The following is an 18268-nucleotide window of genomic DNA, read 5'->3' as shown; positions in this document are numbered from 1 at the left end:
ACGCCGACAGGTGGAGTGAGCTGTGGATAGTCAAGTGCAGGACGTCGCGGGCGAGGAATCGGTCGTCGACACGGCCACCCTGCTGCGCGATCCGTACCCGATCTTCGCGCGGCACCGGGCCAAGCACGGCGTGTTCCGCGGTTCGGTGATGGACTGGTCCAAGACGCCGGAATCCCTTCTGCCGGAACATCAATTCGCCGCGGTGTCGTTCGACGCCGTCAACACCGTGTTCCGGGACAGCAAGTCCTTCAACTCGAAGATCTACGACAACACCATCGGGCTGTTCATCGGCCCCACCATCCTGGCCATGGAGGGCAAGACCCACCGCGAGCATCGCAACCTGGTCTCGGCGGCGTTCAAGTCACGCTCGCTGCAGCGTTGGGAACCAGAGATCGTCCGCCCGATCTGCGAGGCGCTGGTCGACGAGTTCATCGAATCCGGCAGCGCTGATCTGGTGCGCGACTTCACCTTCGAATTCCCCACCCGGGTGATCTCCAAATTGCTCGGACTGCCCGAGGACGACCTGCCCTGGTTCCGGCAGCGCGCCGTCGAGCTGATCAGCTACACCGTGAAGTACAAGCGCGCGTTCGAAGCCTCCGCGGCCCTGAAAGACTATTTCCTGAACCAGATCGAGCTGCGCCGGTCCGAGCCCACCGACGACATCATCGGCGACCTGGTCACCGCGGAGATCGACGGCGAGAAGCTGACCGACGAGGCGATCTACTCGTTCCTGCGGTTGCTCCTGCCGGCCGGGCTGGAGACCACCTACCGGTCCTCGGGCAATCTGATCTACCTGCTGCTCACCCACCCTGAACAGTTCGCGGCGGTGCAGGCCGACCACGAGTTGATCGGCCAGGCCATCGAGGAGGGGCTGCGCTATGAAACCCCGCTCACCACAGTGCAACGGTCGACCACCCAGGACACCGAACTCGAGGGTGTGACACTGCCCGCCGGCGCGGTGATCGACGTCTGCATCGGGTCGGCCAACCGCGACGAGAACCGCTGGGAGCGGCCCGAGGAGTTCGACATCTTCCGGAAGCGGGTGCCGCACATCACCTTTGCCGCCGGCGAGCACACCTGCATGGGGCTGCACCTGGCCCGGATGGAAACCCGGGTGGCCATGGAGAGCCTGCTGTCGCGGGTGCACAAGCTCGAGCTGGTCACCGACGACGATCCGCACATCTTCGGTCAGCCGTTCCGCTCCCCCACTGCCATTCCTGTCACGTTCGAGCCGATCCGCTAGAGGGGTTGCTGCCATGGTCAGGCCCGCGGGCACCAGCGGTCGCCGGCGCCGCGAACGCGGGTCGATCAGTGTCGACGAAATCGTCCGCGGGGCATTCGAGATCGCCGGCGAGGTATCGATCGACAACCTCAGCATGCCGCAGCTGGCCCGCCATCTCGATGTGGGTGTCACGAGCATCTACTGGTACTTCCGCCGCAAGGATGAGCTGCTCGATGCGATGACCGAACGCGTCCTGATCGAATACGACATGAGTGTGTTGTCCATCGAGGGCCGCACCTGGCGGGAATCCCTGCGCACGCACGCCCACCGCATGCGCGAGATGTTCACGGCCAATCCGATTGTGTGCGACCTGATCCTGATCCGAGGCACCCGCGGCATTCCCGCGGCGCGCACCGCACTGGAGAAGATCGAACAACCGGTGGCCGCCCTGGTGGCAGCCGGGCTCACCGCCAGACAGGCCTTCGACACCTACACCGCCATATCGGTGCTGGTGCGCAGTTCGGCTGTGCTGCAACGGCTACAGAACCGCACCGACGAGGTCCAGTTCCCCCGCGAGTACTGGGAACAGGTGATCGACGCCGAGTCGATGCCGCTGATCGCCTCGATCCCCGGACGGGGCTACCGGATCGGCATGGCCGACGATGGGAACTTCGACCATATTCTCGACAGCATCCTCGATCGCGCCGAGACCCTGAGCGTCACCGCCGCCCAGGGCTGACGGTCCATCGGCGAGCGGGAAGTTACTGCCGGGGCAGCCGCCAGCCAATGGTCTTTGTCTCGGTGTACTGCGCGAACCCCTCGATGCCGCACTGTCTTCCGACACCACTGTTCTTGTACCCGCCGAATGGGGCGTCGGCGCCGTAGTACATGCCACCGTTCACGCCGATGGCCCCGGTACGGATCCGCCGGGCGATCGCCATCCCGCGCTCGGGTGACCCCGACATGACCGCGCCGGCCAGTCCGAACGCACTGTCGTTGGCGATCCGTACCGCCTCGTCGTCATCGTCGAACGGCAGCATCACCAGTACCGGTCCGAACACCTCGTCCTGGGCGATCGCCGAGCCCGGGTCGGCCCCGACGATCACGGTGGGTGCGACGAAGTGCCCGTCGCGCAGGTGATCTGCCAGCCCGGCGGGTTCGCCTCCACCCACCACGATCTCGGCGCCGTCATGGCGGGCGCCCTCGATCGCGTCAAGCACGCGTTGCTTGGCCGCGGCGGTGATCAGCGGACCGACCAACGTCGTCGGCAGCGCCGGGTCGCCCACCGGGACCGCACCGAATGCCATCGTCACGTTCGCGACCGCCTCGTCGAACAGGCTGCGGTGCACCAGCATCCGGGTGTTGGCCGCACAGGCCTGCCCGGCATGCACGCACGCCCCGATGGCGCCGGGGATGATGTGGCCGGGCTTGGCGTCGTCGAGCACGATCATCGCCGACTTGCCACCGAGTTCGAGGAAGGTGCGCTTCATGGTGTCGGCGCCGACCCGCATCAGATGCCTGCCGACAGCCGTCGACCCGGTGAACGACACCATGTCGACACGAGGATCGGTGCCCAACAGTCCGGCCACCTCGTTGGACGGTGTCGGCACCACGTTGAGGACACCGGGCGGCATGTCGGTGCGCTCGGCGATCAGCCGGCCCAGCCGGGTGGCATTCCACGGCGTGTTCGGATCGGGTTTGAGCACGACAGTGTTGCCTGCGGCCAGCGCGGGCCCGAGCTTGTTGAGGATCACCTCGATCGGGAAGTTCGACGGGGTGATCGCGGCGACCACACCGACTGCCTCTTTGACCACGGTGCGGGCGTTACGCTCACCGAACAGCCCACCGCCGTCGAGCGTGCGCTCCCATTCGAACTCGTCGATCAGCCGGGCCGGGTAGCGCAGTGCATCGGCCAGCGGCCAGTCGAGCTGGGCATTCTGCGTGGTCATCGCCGGGCAACCCACCTCGGCGATCAATTCCTCACGCAGGTGGTCTTTTTCGGCCTCAATGGCCTCCTGCAATTGGACCAGCACGCGCTTCCGCAAGCCCCGGTTGATGCTCCAGTCGGATTCGTCGAATGCACGCCGGGCGGCGCCGATAGCCGCGTCCATGTCCTGAGCACCGCCGGCCGCCGTCGTCCCCAGCACCAGACCCGTGGCCGGGCTGAGGTTGTCGAATTCGGCGCCGGACGCCGCGGCCACCAGCTGACCGTCGATCAGCATCCGTTTTTCGGCCCGGCCGGCAGCGCTCCGGCCGATCTCCACGCTGGTGACGGACTGCTCCACGACTTCACTCACGCGGACAACTGTAACACTTACAGTAATACTCTCAGCCCGCGAAACCGCATTCCGGCAGAGAAAGTGCGAGTAGCGGCCTGCTGGAATGCGGTTTCGGCGGAAGTAGAGTCAGCAGGGCTCCACCTGCACCGGCACACCCGTCAGCCAGGACATGCCGGCCAGCGCCTCGACATCGGCGGGATCGCTCGACATCAGCTGGTTGACGTTGGCACCGCCGGCCTGATTGGCGATCCGCCAGCGACCACTTCCCTTGTGGCCCCATCCATGCGGTATCGCCACGGTGCCGCGCACGATGTCGTCGGTGAGCGCCAACGCGATGTCGATCTGGCCGTACGGTGAACGCACCCGTACCTCGTCACCGTCGGCCAGGCGACGCGCGGCAGCATCCTCGGTATGCATGAGGACTCGATGGATCCTCTTGCCGCGCATCAGCAACGGTGAATTGTGCAACCAGGAGTTCTCCGAACGCGGTTCACGCATCCCGATCACGCGCAGCGGGTAGCCGTCGGGTGCCGCACGTCGCGACATCGCGGTGATTTCCGATGCGATGTCCTCGTGCTCGAGCCGTATCCGGCCCTTCGGATACACCACAACCTCACCGAGCACCCCGGTCCGGATGTTCGGTGCCACCACCACGCCGTGCGGATGCTGTTCGGTCAGACGGCGGAATGTCAGCCCGCCGCGGCGCAGCCCGAAACGGTCACCACCATCGGCCATCCGGATCATCATGTCGATCATCGACCGCGGACTGAGTCGCCTGCCCCGTCGTGCGGCTCGCCTGGCTGCCAGCCGAAGCGCAACGAAAACCGGTGTGCGAACCTTCATCCGGCTGATCAGGTCGACGATGATGTCCCATTCGGTACGGGCCTGACCGCGCGGCGCCACGACCGCGTCGGTGGCCTGGCGGAACGGGGTGGCCTGGAACATCTGAAATGTGACGGCGAAGTCGTCGCGCTCGTACATCGTCGTTACCGGCAGCACGTAATCACAGTGCGCGGTGGTCTCGTTGACGTAGATATCCAGCCCGACGGAAAGGTCTGTCGCCTCCAACGCGTCTTCCAACTCCGCGCCGTTGGGGACCGACAGCACCGGGTTTCCCGCACCGATGAACATCGCCCTGACCTGTCGTCGGCCGGGCGTCGTGATCTCCTTGGCCATGAACGCGGCAGGTTCGGCACCGATGACCAACGGCAATCCGCCGATCCGGGTGCGCTTGGTGCGGTAGCTGCGGCGCAACGAGACGCCCATCGCCATCGAACCCCACTTCTGTCCGGGGATGCCCAGGGTGCTGAACACGCTGCCGCCAGGCACGTCGAGATTTCCCGCGACGAGATTGACCGCGTCCAGCAGATACGTGGTCAGCGTGCCGTTGCGTCCGACGCACGTGCCCAGCCTGCCGTACACGGCAGCCCGTTCCGTGGCCGCGAGATCGCGTGCCAACCTACGCACCGTGTCGGGCTCGATACCGGTATGGCCTTGGGTGCGTTCAGGGGTGAACACCGCGCATTGCTCACGCAGCCAATCCAATCCTTCGGCCTGGGTCCGGGCCCTCGCGCTGGCCAACCCCTCGTCGAAGAGCACCTGCAGGATCGACAGGAGCAGGTACGCATCAGCATCCGGGGTGATCCCGAGCCATTCGAACTGGGCAGCGGTCTCACTGCGCCGGGGATCGACCACGACCACCCGCCCGCCCCGCTTGACGATGTCGTGCATGCGGTCCTTGATCCGCGGTGCGGTCAGGAAACTCCCGTGGGACACCACTGGATTCGCGCCGAGCATGATCAGCAGATCGGTCCGCACGAGGTCCGGTATCGGCACCGGGAACGGTGCTCCGTAGAGGAACTGGTTGGCCAGCAGGCGACTGCTGGTGTCCTGGGTCGAGGAGCTGAAGAAGTGGCTGTCGCCGCCGATGCCCTTGGCGAACGTCATCGCGGCGAACAGGTGTGAGTAGCTGAAGGCCGCGGGGTTGCCCATGTACCAGGCCAGCGCTCCGGAACCGTGCCTGCGGTGGATCTCGGTGAGCCTGGCGGCGATGTCGTCGAGCGCCGCATCCCAGCTCACCGGTTCGAATCCGTCCGCGGTGCGCTTCAGCGGCGTGGTCACCCGGTCCGGGTCGTTGACGACCTCGGTGAACGCGATGCCTTTCTGACAGGCGAATCCCGCCGACAGCGGATGGTCCTTGTCGGGCCGCAGGGCAGTCAGTCGGCCGTCTTCGACGGTGGCGATCATGCCGCACAGCGGCTCGCAGATCCGGCAGAACGTGGGCTTGTTCTCGGTCTTGCTCGCGGTCACTTGGTCTACGTTACTGTAAGAGTTACAGTTGCTAGACATTTTGGCCGAACACGGAGGAATCGGACTCATGCAGAAGGCCCTCGCGCCGGATATCTCGACCTGGCCTGACGCCGAACCCCAGCTGATCGGCAGCCGTTGCACCGACTGCAGCGCCACCACCTTCCCCGCCCAGGCCCGCTGCCCCAAGTGCTCCGGCGCCAACACCGAACAGGTGAACCTGCCGCGGCGCGGCACCGTCATCGCCTGGACGACCCAGGGCTTCCCACCCGGCGCCCCCTACAAGGGACCCACCGGCAAGAATTTCGTCCCCTTCGGCGTCGGCCTCGTCGAACTCACCGACGACACCGGACCCGTCCTGCGCGTCGAAGGCCGCCTCACCGAAAACGACCCCGCCAAACTGCAATTCGGCATGGACGTCGAACTCACCATGATCCCGCTTACAACAGACGAAGACGACCCCGACAATCCCGTCGAAGTTGTCACCTTCGCCTTCCAACCCGTCTAGAAGGGCACGCACATGACCAACGATGTAGCCATCATCGGCGTCGGCCTGCACCCGTTCGGCCGCTTCGAAGGCAAGTCCGCGATGGCGATGGGAGTGGACGCCATGTTCGCCGCCGTCGCCGACGCCGGGGTCGACTGGAAGGACATCGGCGCAGCCACCGGCGGCAGCTGGACGGTGGCCAACCCAGATGCGATCGTCGGGATGGTCGGACTGACCGGCATCCCGTTCACGAACGTGTTCAACGCGTGTGCCACCGCGGCCAGCGCCACCAAGGCCTGCGCCGACGGCATTCGGCTCGGAGACTACGACATCGGCATCGCCGTCGGTCTGGACAAGCATCCCCGCGGCGCGTTCACCGAAGACCCGTCACTGGTCGGGATGCCCAGCTGGTATGCCGAGAACGGCCAGTACCTCACCACCCAGTTCTTCGGCATGAAGGCCAACCGCTATCTGCACGAGCACAACATCTCGCAGCGCACGCTGGCCAAGGTGGCCAACAAGAATTTCCGCAACGGTGCGCTGAACCCGAACGCCTTCCGGCGCAAGCCGATCAGCGAGGACGACATTCTCAACTCGACGATGCTGAACTACCCGCTGACGCAGTACATGTTCTGTGCCCCCGACGAAGGTGCGGCCGCAGTCGTGATGTGCCGCGCCGACATCGCGCACAAGTACACCGACAAGCCGGTGTACCTCAAGGCCGTCGAGGTTCGCACCCGCAAGTACGGGGCCTACGAGGTCAACACCACCTGTGCACCGGTCGAGGAGGACGTGGCGCCGACGGTGTACGCCGCCCGCGCCGCGTTCGAAAAGGCCGGGGTGGCACCCGAAGACGTCGACGTCGTGCAGCTGCAGGACACCGACGCCGGTGCGGAGATCATCCACATGGCCGAATGTGGGTTCTGTGCCGACGGCGACCAGGAGAAGCTGCTGGCCGACGGCGCCACCGAGATCGGCGGCTCACTGCCGGTCAACACCGACGGCGGACTGATCGCCAACGGCGAGCCCATCGGCGCCTCCGGCCTCCGCCAGATCCACGAGCTCGTGCGTCAGCTACGCGGCGAGGCCGGTGACCGGCAGGTGCCCGGCAGCCCGCGCGTCGGCTTCGCTCAGCTCTACGGCGCCCCCGGCACCGCCGGCGCCACCGTCCTGACGCTCTGAGGAAACACCATGACTGAACAATTCAGGGATGCACCGATTTTCGATGCCGACCAGCACATGTACGAGACCGGGGACGCACTGACGAAGTTCCTGCCCGAGAAGTACAGCCGCGCCGTGCAGTACGCCCAGTTCGGCAGGCAGACCCGGGTCGTGATCAACAACCGGGTCACCGACTTCATCCCCAACCCGACGTTCGAGCGCGTCGCCGCGCCGGGCGCGCACGAGAAGTTTTTCGCCGGTGAGAACACCGAGGGCCTGACACTGCGCGAGATGCAGGGCAGTGCCATCGACGCACCCGAGGCCACCCGAAACCCGGAAGACCGGGTCAAGGAACTGGATCGCCAGGGAGTGGTCGAGGCGCTGAACTATCCCACCCTGGGCAGCCTGGTCGAGCACTCCAGTGCCGATGACCCACAGCTGACGCTGGCGATCGTCCACGCTCTCAACGAGTGGATCTTCGAACACTGGAGTTTCAACCACGCCGACCGGGTGTTCTCCACACCCATCATCAATCTGTCCGAAGTCGATGCGGCGCAACGGGAACTGGAGTGGATCCTCGAACACGACGGCAAGGTCGCGTTGATCAAGCCGGGGCCGGTCAACGGTCTACACGGCTGGCGCTCCCCCGCCCTGCCGGAGTTCGACCCGTTCTGGCGTGACGTCGAGGCCGCCGGTCTGCCCATCGTCCTTCATGCCAGCTATCCCCCGCTCGACGATTACGTCAACAAGTGGGAGCCGCCCTACACCCAGAACTTCATGGCGCAAAGCGCATTCCGCTGGATGGTGCTGGGCCACCGGGAGATCGCCGACATGCTGACGGCGCTGATCTGCCACGGCACCCTGACCCGGTTCCCCAAGCTGAGGATCGCCAGCGTCGAGAACGGCAGCAGCTGGATCTTCCCGCTGTTCCACGATTTCGCCGACCTCTACAAGAAGATGCCGCAGAACTTCCCCGAACATCCGCACGACGTGTTCCGGCGCAACATCTGGGTCAGCCCGTTCTGGGAGGGCTGTGTGTCCGACGTGGTGGAAACGGTCGGATGGGACAAGGTGCTGTTCGGCTCGGACTATCCCCATCCCGAAGGCCTGGCCGAACCCAAGGGTTTCTGGAAGTACGCTGAGGGCATGGACATTCGGCGCACGTATGACTTCATGGGTGACAATGCCCGGCGGTTCATGGGCCTGCCGATCGCCAACCCCGATCCGGGTGCGGCCAAGCCTCCGGTGTTGGCCACGGCCTGAGCACGTTTGCCGGAAACTTGCCCCGGAAAGCATCACCGGACACAGAGGTTGTTCTCGCCAAGGCCCGAGCGCACACTCTTTGTATTCAATACAGGTGATTCACAGGCGCCCGAGGCGCATTCGGTCGCGGACGCCCGGCCGATGGGGGTGTGGCGATGCCGAGCACAACTATGAACACATCAAACCCGACAAGGACTTTGGTGAGGCGAATAGCCTCCCCTGCAGCGATATTCGCAGCCACCGCGATGTTCGTCATCGTGTCGCCGACCGGAATTTCGCAGGCCGAACCCGGGGTCTGGGACATCGAGGATTTCGACTCCTGCACTGACATCCTCAACGACGGTCTCAATGAATCTCTTCAGGAGAAGATCGACGATACGAAGGGTTGCTGTCGACACAGTGGCGGGGTCTGGAACGAAGGCCAGCAGAAATGCGAGGCCCCGCCGGCCGAGGCCAGCGGTGCAGGGCGGATACCACCGGGCCTCGTGCCCCGCGGGGATCTTCAGGTGGCGCCGCCGGCCCCACCACCCGTACTGGTTCCGGTCCAACCGAGCCTGGCGCCGACCGGTTAGACGCTGCCGTCGGATAACGGCGGAAGTGGCTGGGCGTCTGCCGGATTGAGGGCGTCGAGCATCAAACTCAGGTACCGCCTGCGTAGTTGCGGCGGCTGGTCGAGCGCCACCGAGGCGGCAGTCACCATGGCGACGAAGGTCGGGACGTCGTCGACCGTGAGGTCGGCGCGCAGATCGCCGGAGGCCTGCCCCTGCGTCACCAACGCCTCCAGCAGATCACGCTTTCGGTTGAACAATCTGGCAGTCAGCTCGGTGAGGTGGTCCAGCGAGGGCAGCAGCGGACGCTGGAGATACATCAGTTCGGCGAGCCGTTCGATCACGTCGATGAAGGCCTCGCGTGGGGCGTCGCTGTCGATGAGCGCCAGGATCACCGGCTCGACCTCGGTGGCGAACGCGTCCTCGTACACGGCTGCCGCCAGCGCCTGCCGGTTCGGGAAGTGGCGGTACAGCGTCGCATTGCCCACGCCCGCGTGTGCGGCGATCTGCGTCAACGTCGCCGCCGCACCGCGCGCGGCGAAGACCTCGCGGGCAGCCGCGACGATGCGGCTCTCATTGGCATAGGCGTCGGTGCGACGGCGGCTGGTACGAGCAGGCATATCCGATCCGGGGGACGTGGCGCAGGTCATGTTCGTGCACCGAGGATGGGCTTCGCAACAAACGATAGCTGACTCCCATATTGAGAGCCTACTCTCACTTATATGTCCACCTTTCTGTACCGGCTGGGACGCTTTGCGTTCGGTCGTCCATGGCTCGTGATCGGCGGCTGGCTTGCCCTGATCGCCGTGGTGGCGGGACTGCTCGTGACCAATCCACCGAAGATCTCGAACGAGATGCGCATCAACGGCACACCTGCGCAGGAGGTCATCGACGACCTGGCGCAGCGCATGCCCGAATCCTCGGGCGGTCAAGGGCTCATCGCCTTTGCCGTCCCGACGGGCCAGCGCATCGACGACAGCGACAACAGCGCCGCGGTGCTGCGCGCTGTCGATTCCATTTCGCGGTCCGAGCACGTGCTCGACCCCCGCGCACTGGCCCAGGCCGAGTTGGCCAAGGGGCCGGCCAGCCCGACACTGACCGCGACGGCGGCCATCGCACGGTCCGAGGTGCCGGCGGTTTCCGGACCTGACGCCCCGCACCCGATGATGCTCAACGGCCAACCCGTGCCTGGCGTGCTGGTATCCGCTGACGGCGTCGCGGCCCTGTACCAGTTCCAATTCGACAAGCAGACCGCGGAACTGCCGTCGGGCACCGTCGAACACACGGTGACCGCTGCGCGCGACGCGGTCTCGGGCACAGGGATCGACGTGCTGCCCTCGGCAAGCATGGTCGAAATGCCCGAAATCGTCGGTGCCGGTGAGGTCATCGGCCTGGCCGTCGCCGCCCTCGTCCTGGTTGTCACCCTCGGCTCACTGGTGGCCGCAGGCCTGCCACTGGCCACCGCGCTGAGCTCGGTCGCCGTGGGTGTCGGCGGAACCTTCCTGTTCTCACACCTGGTCAACATGCAGTCGATGACGGCCGTGCTGGCATTGATGCTCGGACTTGCCGTCGGCATCGACTACGCGATGTTCATCGTCAACCGACAGCGACGGCTGATCATCGATCAAGGCCTCAGTGCCGGTGAGGCAGCCGGCCGGGCGCTCGGAACTGCCGGTAGCGCAGTCATTTTCGCGGGAACGACGGTGGTGATCGCGCTGGTGGCGCTGACCGTGGTCGGCATCTCGCTGCTCACCCCGATGGCGTTGGCCGCCGCGGCCACTGTGGTCGTGGCTGTGATCGCAGCGCTCACGCTGCTGCCCGCCCTGCTCGGCCTGGTCGGCGAGCGTATCTGCTCGGACAAGACCAGGCGCACGCAGTCCGGCGAGAAGGGCACCAATCACCGTTTCGCGACCGCCTGGGTCGGTGCGGTCCTGCGGCACCGGGTGCCCATCGCCGTCGGTGGTGTGGTGATCGCCGCGCTGCTCGCACTGCCGGCCCTGAACATGACGATGGGTCTGCCCGCCGGTTCCAGCTACAACCAGGGCACCCCTCAGCGCGAGAGCTACGACCTGGTCTCCACCCACTACGGCGAGGGCTACAACGGGCCGCTGGTCGTAGTGGCCGAACCCGCGGCGGGCAATGGCAAGCTCACCATCGCCGACCTCGTGGACACCAACAACGACCTGCGCCGACTCAGCGGCGTCGAATCGGTCAGCCTGCAAAAGGTCAGCGACAATGAGGAATTCGCGCTGTTCTCAGTGGTGCCCGGCACCGGGCCCACCGATGATGCAACTGCCCAACTGGTCCGCGACATCCGCGCGCACGCCGGCCCGCTGACCGAACTGCACAACGTCGACCTGGGCGTCACCGGTATCACCGCGATGGGTGTCGACACCACCGATCGCCTCGCCGAAGCCGTACCGCTCTACATCGGCGTGGTCGTCGGCCTGTCACTGCTGGTGCTGCTGGTCGTGTTCCGCTCGATCGCGATACCCGTCAAGGCCACCGTCGGATTCCTGCTCAGCGTGCTGGCCACGTTCGGGGCCACCACCGCATTGTTCCAATGGGGTTGGTTCCAGCAGCTGTTCGGCTTGAGCGCGACGGGGCCGATCCTGAGCCTGCTCCCGATCATCGTCATCGGTGTGCTCTACGGGCTTGCGATGGACTACCAGGTGTTCCTGGTGTCGTCGATGAAGGAGGCCCATGTGCACGGGCACCGCGGCGACGACGCAGTGACACACGGCTTCACGCAGGCCAGTCGGGTCGTGGTGGCCGCCGCGGTGATCATGATGGCGGTGTTCGCCGGGTTCGTGTTCAACGGCGACCCCATGATCAAGCAGATCGGTTTCGCGCTGGCGTTCGGCGTGCTGATCGACGCCTTCGTGGTGCGGATGGCCATCGTGCCTGCGGTGATGTCGATGTTGGGCGAGAAGGCCTGGTGGCTCCCCAAGCGGCTGGAGCGCTTCCTGCCCAACCTGGACATCGAGGGTGACCAGCTGAACAAGCAGCTGGCCGAGGCTGACTCGGGCGGCGAGTCAGACCTCGCCCACCGCTAGGAAGCCTTCGCCTTGGGGGCCGAATAGTTCGGCTTGCCCAGGCCGAGCACGTGCTGGGCGATCATGTTGCGGAACACCTCGAGCGTGCCGCCGTAGATGCCGACCAGGGGCGCGAACCGGTACACGTACTCACTGCGGTCATCGGCTCCCCCGTCGGCCCCGATCGGCAGTGCGGCGACTGATCCGGCGATGTCCATCAGATCCGGGGCGATGTCCCGCATGGTCTGCGCCAGCGCCACCCGGCCGAAGATGCTTGGTGAGGACAGCGACGCCTCCAGACGAGCCACGCTGCGCCCCAGCCGATATGCCACCGATCCGTCATCGACGGCACCGGATCGCCCGACCAGAGCGGCGACGTTGTCTGCCGCCTCGGCCATGAACCCCGCCTGGTGCATCATGATCGCGACATCGGCCAGACCGTCGTCGGCGGCCGCGACCGCCCCGTGCTCGGCGTCGAGCGGCTCTCGCACCACCGTCCAGCCGCCGTTGACGTCACCGAGCCGGTACTTGTCGTCGACCCGCACATCGGAGTAGTAGACGATGTTCGTGCGGTCACCGTCGACCGTGCGGATGCCCTGGATCTCGATACCGTCGGAGTCCAGCGGCACCAGGAACATGGTGAGGCTCTTGTGTTTCGGCGCGTCCGGATCGGTGTTGGTGATCAGGAAGACGTACTTGCAGTTGTGCGCGCCCGTGGTGAACATCTTCGATCCGTTGATCACCCATTGGTCGCCGTCGCGTACCGCGCGCGTCTTGCAGGTGGCGACGTCGGAGCCGCCTTCGGGTTCGGTGTAGCCCAGGCACAACCGCACGCTGCCGTCGAACACTCCGCGCAGCACGTCGTCGCGGATCTCCGGTGAGGCGAACTTCGCGACGGAGCGGGCCACCATCGACGTGGTCCCCCACGTCACCCATGGCACCTCCGCTCGGCGCTTCTCCAACTCCCAGATGCGCCGGCGCACCCGGGAGAAGCCGCCGTCTGCTTCGGTCTTCCACTCCTTCTCCAGATAGCCGGCCGCACCAAGGGCCAGGTGCACGCCCTCGTCGAAGTTGTCGCCGGTCTCGCGGTCCCGCCGGATGACGTCCTCGGTCACGATGCTCGCGAGGAACTCGCGCACCTCGGTGCGGAATGCCTCGTCCTCAGCGGACAGTTCGACTGTTGAGAAATCCATATCTAAACCTTGCTTTCACGAGCCGAGACGATCTGAGCGATGTGCACCGCGGTGGCACCCGGGTCACCGCCTGCCAGCGCCCAACCGCGCGCCCGCACCAGGTACGCGGTAGCCGCCGCCTCCGCCGACACCCCGAGTCCGCCCTGTACATGCACCGCCATGGTGGCGGCCTTGGCGGACTCCTCGGCCATGAAGACGAATGCAGAAGGAGCCAGCTCCGGCCGCTCGTCCGGCTCGTTGTCGAGGAACCACGCCGCCCGACGCGCCAGGCCGCGCCCGCTCTGAACCGTGATCGCGATGTTGGCCAACGGATGCGAAATGCCTTGCAGCGTCCCGATCGGTACCCCGAGGGTGTACCGGGACTTGGCGAATTCGGCGGCGATCGTCATGGTCTCCTCGACCAGACCCACCAGCGCCGCCGCGGTCAGAAGACGCCATTCATCCAGCGCCCGTTGATATTCCGCCAGGGCATCGGCACCACTGGCCAGCACGACCCGGGTGTCTGCGGCGGCTGGATCCACCCACGCCATCGGCAGCTTGCCGATGTTGTCGACCCGCGCCGGCCGCGTGGAGAATTCCAGCTTCACCACATCCTGCCCGTCGCGGACGACGATGTGATCGGCGATCGATCCGATCGGGATGAGCCGGGCGCCGCTCGGCGCCACCTGCTGCGGATCGAGCCCGACGATCTGGGTGCCCTGCACGATCTCTTCGGACTCGCATGCTCCCAGCCGGGCCAGCAACCGCGCCGCGACAACATGGTCGATCCACGGCACGGGCGCCAGCGAGCGGCCGAGTTCCTCTGCCACCAAGGTCAGGTCCACCAGGGTCGCCCCGTCACCGCCGACGGATTCCGGGAGTGCCATCGTGGTGGCGCCCATGGCGCACAACCGTTCCCACAGACTCTTGTCGAAACCCGAAGGCTCGGCGGCACGCACGGCCTCGATGTCGGAGTGCGTCTTGAAGAACTGGCGGTAAGCGGTCTGCAGGTCGACGTGGTCCTCGGTCAGGCCGTAATCCAGCCTGCGCAGTTCGTAGCGGTCCATCAGCTCTCCTGTTGTTTCTCGCCGAAGAAGAACTCCGCGGCATTGTTGTAGAGGTAGTTGTCCAGCACATCGGCAGGCAGGTCGAGCGCCAGCGCCTCGGGCACGACGCGCTGCATGCGCAACACCGGGAAATCCGAGGCGAAGATGATCTTGTTCTTGCCGCGGGTCCGCATGAAGTGCAGCAGTGACTCCGGCAACCGCTTGGGTGACCAGGCCGACGTCATCAACCGCAGGTTCTGGTACTTGATCAGCATCCGGATCGCGATGTCCCACCACGGATCTGCGCCGTGGATCATGCACAGCTTCAACTCCGGGAACCGAACACACACGCGGTCCAGGTGGATGGGGTTCTGCACCTCACCCGGAATCGGCGGGCCGGGAATGCCGGTGTTGACGCACAGCGGCAGTCCCATCTCGGCACATTTGGTGTAGAGCGGATAGTAGACCGCATCGCTCGGCGGATACTGCCCGTCTCCCCAGAAGCTGGGTCCGACAACGGTATAGGCGACCGGAAGGTCGGCTGCGACGGCTGCGAGTTCACGCAGCGACGGGATGGGGCGCAACAGGTTGACCCCGCCCATCGCCAGCGCGAAGCGGTCCGGATGCGCCTCGACGAACTTCCGCGCCGTCACCGACGGTTTGGCCAGCGAATCCATCAGGATCGCCTTCTGCACACCGTGGGTGTCCATCTCGTCGAGCAGCTCCGACAGGTCGATGGGGTCGTACATCGACTGCGGGCCCTTGAAATAATCGTCGCGCACCTTCTTCATGAAGGTGGGCTGGTTCTCCGTCTCGCCGAAATGCACGTTGGCCAGACAGTCGATCACCCGATTCTCCGTGTGTGTCATGCCTTGATCTCCGCCTGTTCCGAGGCCAGGCCCTTGGCCCAGCGATAGTCGGCCTTGCCGTTGCCGAGTCTGCGAATCTCCTCGACGAACAGCACGTCCTTGGGAAGTTTGAACCGGGCCAGCCGGGTGGCGCAGTGTTCCCGGAGAGCATCGGCGTCGACCGCGTCCCGCACAGCCACCAGCGCCACGATCTCCTCGCCCCACCGCTCACTGGGCCGGCCCACCGCCAGCGCATCGACGACCAGAGAGTGGGCTCGCAGCACTTCCTCGATCTCTTCGACGAACACCTTCTCCCCACCGGTGTTGACCACCAAGGAATCCCGGCCCAGCAACCGCAGGGTGCCGTCGGCATCGAGTGAGGCGCGGTCACCGGAGACCACCACCCGTTCACCGGCCACCTCGGGGAAGGTCTTACCCGTCGCCGCTTCGTCGTTGAAGTAGCCGAGTGGGATTCGGCCGTTGCGCGCCACCCAGCCCACCTCGGTGTCGCCGGGATCCAGGAACCGGGAGTAGTCGTCGGCCAGGACCAGACCTCCGGCCCGCAGCTGGAAGGTTTCGGCGGTCGGGGTTTCGCGCTGGGTGTGGCCGAAGCCCATGTTGCCGGTCTCCGAAGAACCGAATCCGTTGATGATGGTGATCTGCGGGATGTGTTCCAGCAGTGCGCGTTGATGTTTCGGGTTGGTTGCCGCCCCACCAGTGCCGATCGCGAACATCGACGACAGGTCATAGGATCGCCGGCCCAGCTCCTCGACGATCGGCGCGGCGTAGGCGTCGCCCACCATCGTCATCAGCCCGATCTTCTCCCGCTGCGCGGTTTCGAGCACGGTGCGCGGGTCGAAGCGTGGCTTGGTGTCGTGCAGCACCACAGTCTGGCCGGACAGCAGGCCGGAGAACGCGGTCCACATCCCGGCGGCATGCATCAACGGCGACACCGCGAACCACGGTGGGCCGGCATTGACCACCTTGTCGTGGATCTCGCTCACCTGTTCATGGTCGGCACCGTTCATCGACGACACGTAGATGTCGCCCTGGCGCCACATCACCCCTTTGGGACGGCCGGTCGTACCGCCCGTACAGACCATGAGCAGATCATCCGGGGAGCCCGGCGGCGCGGCGTGGGTATCACCCTGAGCCAGAGCGTCTTCCAACGTGACCGACCCCGGTAGCTCGGCACCATCGCCGTCGTCGACCGAGATCAGGAGTTCGGCCTGCAGCGCTTCATTCCCCAGTGCAGAAGCGAACTTCGCCCCCAGCGAGCGGTGGTAGATCACCGCCCGTGGCTTCAGGTACGCCAGCAGGTCGGCCACCTCGCCCGGCGAGTAGTAGTAGTTGACGTTCACCGGGACCGTGCGCGCCTTGAGGCAGCCGATCACCATCTCGGGATACAGGTCGTTGTGCATGATGAGTGCGACGACGTCCTGGCCGCATTCCCAGCGGTTCAGGTCCCCACGTTCGCGGTGCGCGCCCAATCCGCGCGAGGCCAGAAAGTTGGCCAGCCGGCTGGTCCGGTCAGCTCCCTGTGCGAAGGTGGTGCGGCGAGTGCCGCACACCGTCATCTCCCGGTCGGGTACCGCCTCGGCAATCGCGTCGACGACGGCGCCGATCGTCCATTCGCCCATGGCGGCGGCTAGACCGACACCAGGCCTGCGACGCCGGGCGCAGTCCGGGTCGGGTCGCCGAGGAGTTCGAGGGCGTTGTCGCGCATGACCTTCCGCGTGTCTTCCAGACTGAATTCCGGGAACTGCGGGATGTCCGCGGTGAAGGTGGTCGGATCGGCCAGCCCCTCGCCGTGCGGCCAGTCCGAGCCGAACAGGATCTTGTCGACGCCGATGGTTGCGGCGAGCAGCTTAACGTCGTCCTCGTAGTACGGCGCGATCCAGACGTTGTTGCGCAACTGCTCGACCGGATCCTCCTTGAAGTGGTACGGCGCATTGTTGGCGGCCTTCTTCAGACGCTTGATCAGCCGGTAGACGAAGTAGGAGCCGTTCTCGATGCTGCACACCTTGAGCTTGGGATGCCGGGTGAAGACCTGGTGCACGATCATCGAGGCCATGGTGTCGTGGATGGCGCGGTCGTCCATGATCACCATGTCGAGCGGATCACGCTTGCCGAATCCCTTGAACACCCCGCTGCCGCCCCACAGCGCCGGGACCGCCATGTATCCGGAGTCCGACAGGTGGAATACGACGGCGACACCGGCCTCGGCCAACCGGGCCCACACCGGATCGTGCAACGGGTCGCCGAGGGAGCGCGGCCTGACCGCACCGGGTACCGGGGCCGGGCGCACACACACCAGCTTGGCACCCCGGCTGATCACGAATTCGACTTCCTCGACCGCCTTTTCGGGATCGGCGAGCGAGATGATGGGAGCCGACACGAAACGGCCGTCAGGCCGGTCGAATCCCCAGTCCTCGTCCAGCCACAGGTTGAAGGCGTGCACCGAGGCCATGGTGGCCTCGATGTCGTGCTTGAGCCCCTCCTCCACGCCACAGGCGAAAGTCGGCAGCATGAACACGGTTTCGAGGCGCTGCCGGTCCAGCACCTTCACCCGGGCATCGCGATTCTGATACTCGGGGTGCTCGGAGAGCCGGTCGACCTTCATCAGGGAGGCGGGGTCGACGCCCTCGGGGATCTCTCCCCGGAACAGCAGATCCAGGCAGCCCGGTTCGATGATCGGGTCGAAGGTCGGGTTGGGGATGAAGTGGTTGACGGTTCCGCCCATCACGGCCAGGGTCCGCTTGCCGTCCTGCACCATCTGCACTCCACGGCTCCGGAACTCCTTGGGCAAGTGCCGGGTGAACGCATCGGTCGGTTCGTAGTAATGGTTGTCGACATCGACGGCCAGGTAGGGCAGACGCTCTGGGGTGTCGGTCATGTCA

The 18268-nt window shown here is 65.7% G+C and carries 15 protein-coding genes; 7 read left to right on the top strand and 8 right to left on the bottom strand.

The features are described from left to right. Nucleotides 1–22 precede the first annotated feature (22 nt). On the top strand, nt 23–1243 hold the full coding sequence (locus AC4LGL_RS09440) for a cytochrome P450 (protein ID WP_491838478.1): 1221 nt from the start codon (nt 23–25) through the stop codon (nt 1241–1243). Nucleotides 1244–1256: 13 nt separating this feature from the next. Next, nucleotides 1257–1961, top strand: a complete 705-nt coding sequence (locus tag AC4LGL_RS09435) for a TetR family transcriptional regulator (RefSeq protein WP_491838477.1) — start codon at nt 1257–1259, stop codon at nt 1959–1961. A gap of 22 nt (nt 1962–1983) precedes the next feature. On the opposite strand, the gene AC4LGL_RS09430 is transcribed toward AC4LGL_RS09435, so the two are convergent. Both AC4LGL_RS09430 and AC4LGL_RS09425 read right to left on the bottom strand, forming a co-directional pair. Next, on the bottom strand, nt 1984–3444 hold the full coding sequence (locus AC4LGL_RS09430) for an aldehyde dehydrogenase family protein (RefSeq protein ID WP_491839314.1): 1461 nt from the start codon (nt 3442–3444) through the stop codon (nt 1984–1986). A gap of 183 nt (nt 3445–3627) precedes the next feature. After that, on the bottom strand, nt 3628–5850 hold the full coding sequence (locus AC4LGL_RS09425; RefSeq protein ID WP_491838476.1) for a molybdopterin-containing oxidoreductase family protein: 2223 nt from the start codon (nt 5848–5850) through the stop codon (nt 3628–3630). Nucleotides 5851–5878: 28 nt separating this feature from the next. Here AC4LGL_RS09425 and AC4LGL_RS09420 point away from each other — a divergent pair, with 28 nt between their 5' ends. The 4 genes from AC4LGL_RS09420 (at nt 5879) to AC4LGL_RS09405 (ending at nt 9291) form a co-directional block, all read left to right on the top strand. Continuing rightward, on the top strand, nt 5879–6316 hold the full coding sequence (locus AC4LGL_RS09420; protein ID WP_491838475.1) for a Zn-ribbon domain-containing OB-fold protein: 438 nt from the start codon (nt 5879–5881) through the stop codon (nt 6314–6316). A gap of 12 nt (nt 6317–6328) precedes the next feature. Continuing rightward, the gene (locus tag AC4LGL_RS09415) at nt 6329–7477 is read left to right on the top strand and encodes a thiolase family protein (RefSeq protein ID WP_491838474.1); all 1149 of its coding nucleotides are present in this window, start codon (nt 6329–6331) and stop codon (nt 7475–7477) included. A gap of 9 nt (nt 7478–7486) precedes the next feature. Then, nucleotides 7487–8719 carry an amidohydrolase family protein gene (locus AC4LGL_RS09410; protein WP_491838473.1) on the top strand — a complete coding sequence of 411 codons (1233 nt, stop codon included), beginning with the start codon at nt 7487–7489 and terminating at the stop codon, nt 8717–8719. Nucleotides 8720–8919: 200 nt separating this feature from the next. Next, entirely contained in the window at nt 8920–9291 is a 372-nt protein-coding gene (locus AC4LGL_RS09405) for a hypothetical protein (protein ID WP_133062558.1), read from the top strand. Here AC4LGL_RS09405 and AC4LGL_RS09400 read toward each other — a convergent pair. Then, on the bottom strand, nt 9288–9887 hold the full coding sequence (locus AC4LGL_RS09400; protein WP_491838472.1) for a TetR/AcrR family transcriptional regulator: 600 nt from the start codon (nt 9885–9887) through the stop codon (nt 9288–9290). The genes AC4LGL_RS09405 and AC4LGL_RS09400 overlap by 4 nt on opposite strands. A gap of 102 nt (nt 9888–9989) precedes the next feature. On the opposite strand from AC4LGL_RS09400, the gene AC4LGL_RS09395 reads away from it, so the two are divergent. Further along, the gene (locus AC4LGL_RS09395) at nt 9990–12323 is read left to right on the top strand and encodes an MMPL family transporter (protein ID WP_491838471.1); all 2334 of its coding nucleotides are present in this window, start codon (nt 9990–9992) and stop codon (nt 12321–12323) included. On the opposite strand, the gene AC4LGL_RS09390 is transcribed toward AC4LGL_RS09395, so the two are convergent. From AC4LGL_RS09390 to AC4LGL_RS09370, 5 genes are read right to left on the bottom strand one after another with little or no spacing between them, the layout of a single operon-like run. Continuing rightward, complete coding sequence (locus tag AC4LGL_RS09390) at nt 12320–13495, bottom strand: acyl-CoA dehydrogenase family protein (RefSeq protein WP_491838470.1); 1176 nt, start codon at nt 13493–13495, stop codon at nt 12320–12322. The genes AC4LGL_RS09395 and AC4LGL_RS09390 overlap by 4 nt on opposite strands. Before the next feature lie 2 nt (nt 13496–13497). Further along, complete coding sequence (locus AC4LGL_RS09385) at nt 13498–14541, bottom strand: acyl-CoA dehydrogenase family protein (RefSeq protein WP_491838469.1); 1044 nt, start codon at nt 14539–14541, stop codon at nt 13498–13500. Continuing rightward, nucleotides 14541–15389 carry an amidohydrolase family protein gene (locus tag AC4LGL_RS09380; protein WP_491838468.1) on the bottom strand — a complete coding sequence of 283 codons (849 nt, stop codon included), beginning with the start codon at nt 15387–15389 and terminating at the stop codon, nt 14541–14543. The genes AC4LGL_RS09385 and AC4LGL_RS09380 overlap by 1 nt, the downstream gene beginning before the upstream one ends. Continuing rightward, complete coding sequence (locus tag AC4LGL_RS09375; protein ID WP_491838467.1) at nt 15386–17008, bottom strand: acyl-CoA synthetase; 1623 nt, start codon at nt 17006–17008, stop codon at nt 15386–15388. Before AC4LGL_RS09375 ends, AC4LGL_RS09380 begins: the two co-directional genes overlap by 4 nt. An 8-nt stretch (nt 17009–17016) precedes the next feature. Continuing rightward, nucleotides 17017–18264 carry an amidohydrolase family protein gene (locus tag AC4LGL_RS09370; RefSeq protein WP_491838466.1) on the bottom strand — a complete coding sequence of 416 codons (1248 nt, stop codon included), beginning with the start codon at nt 18262–18264 and terminating at the stop codon, nt 17017–17019. Between the last annotated feature and the right edge of the window lie 4 nt (nt 18265–18268).

The organism is Mycolicibacterium arcueilense, assembly GCF_058536225.1.
This window is presented reverse-complemented; position numbering and strand designations above follow the sequence as displayed.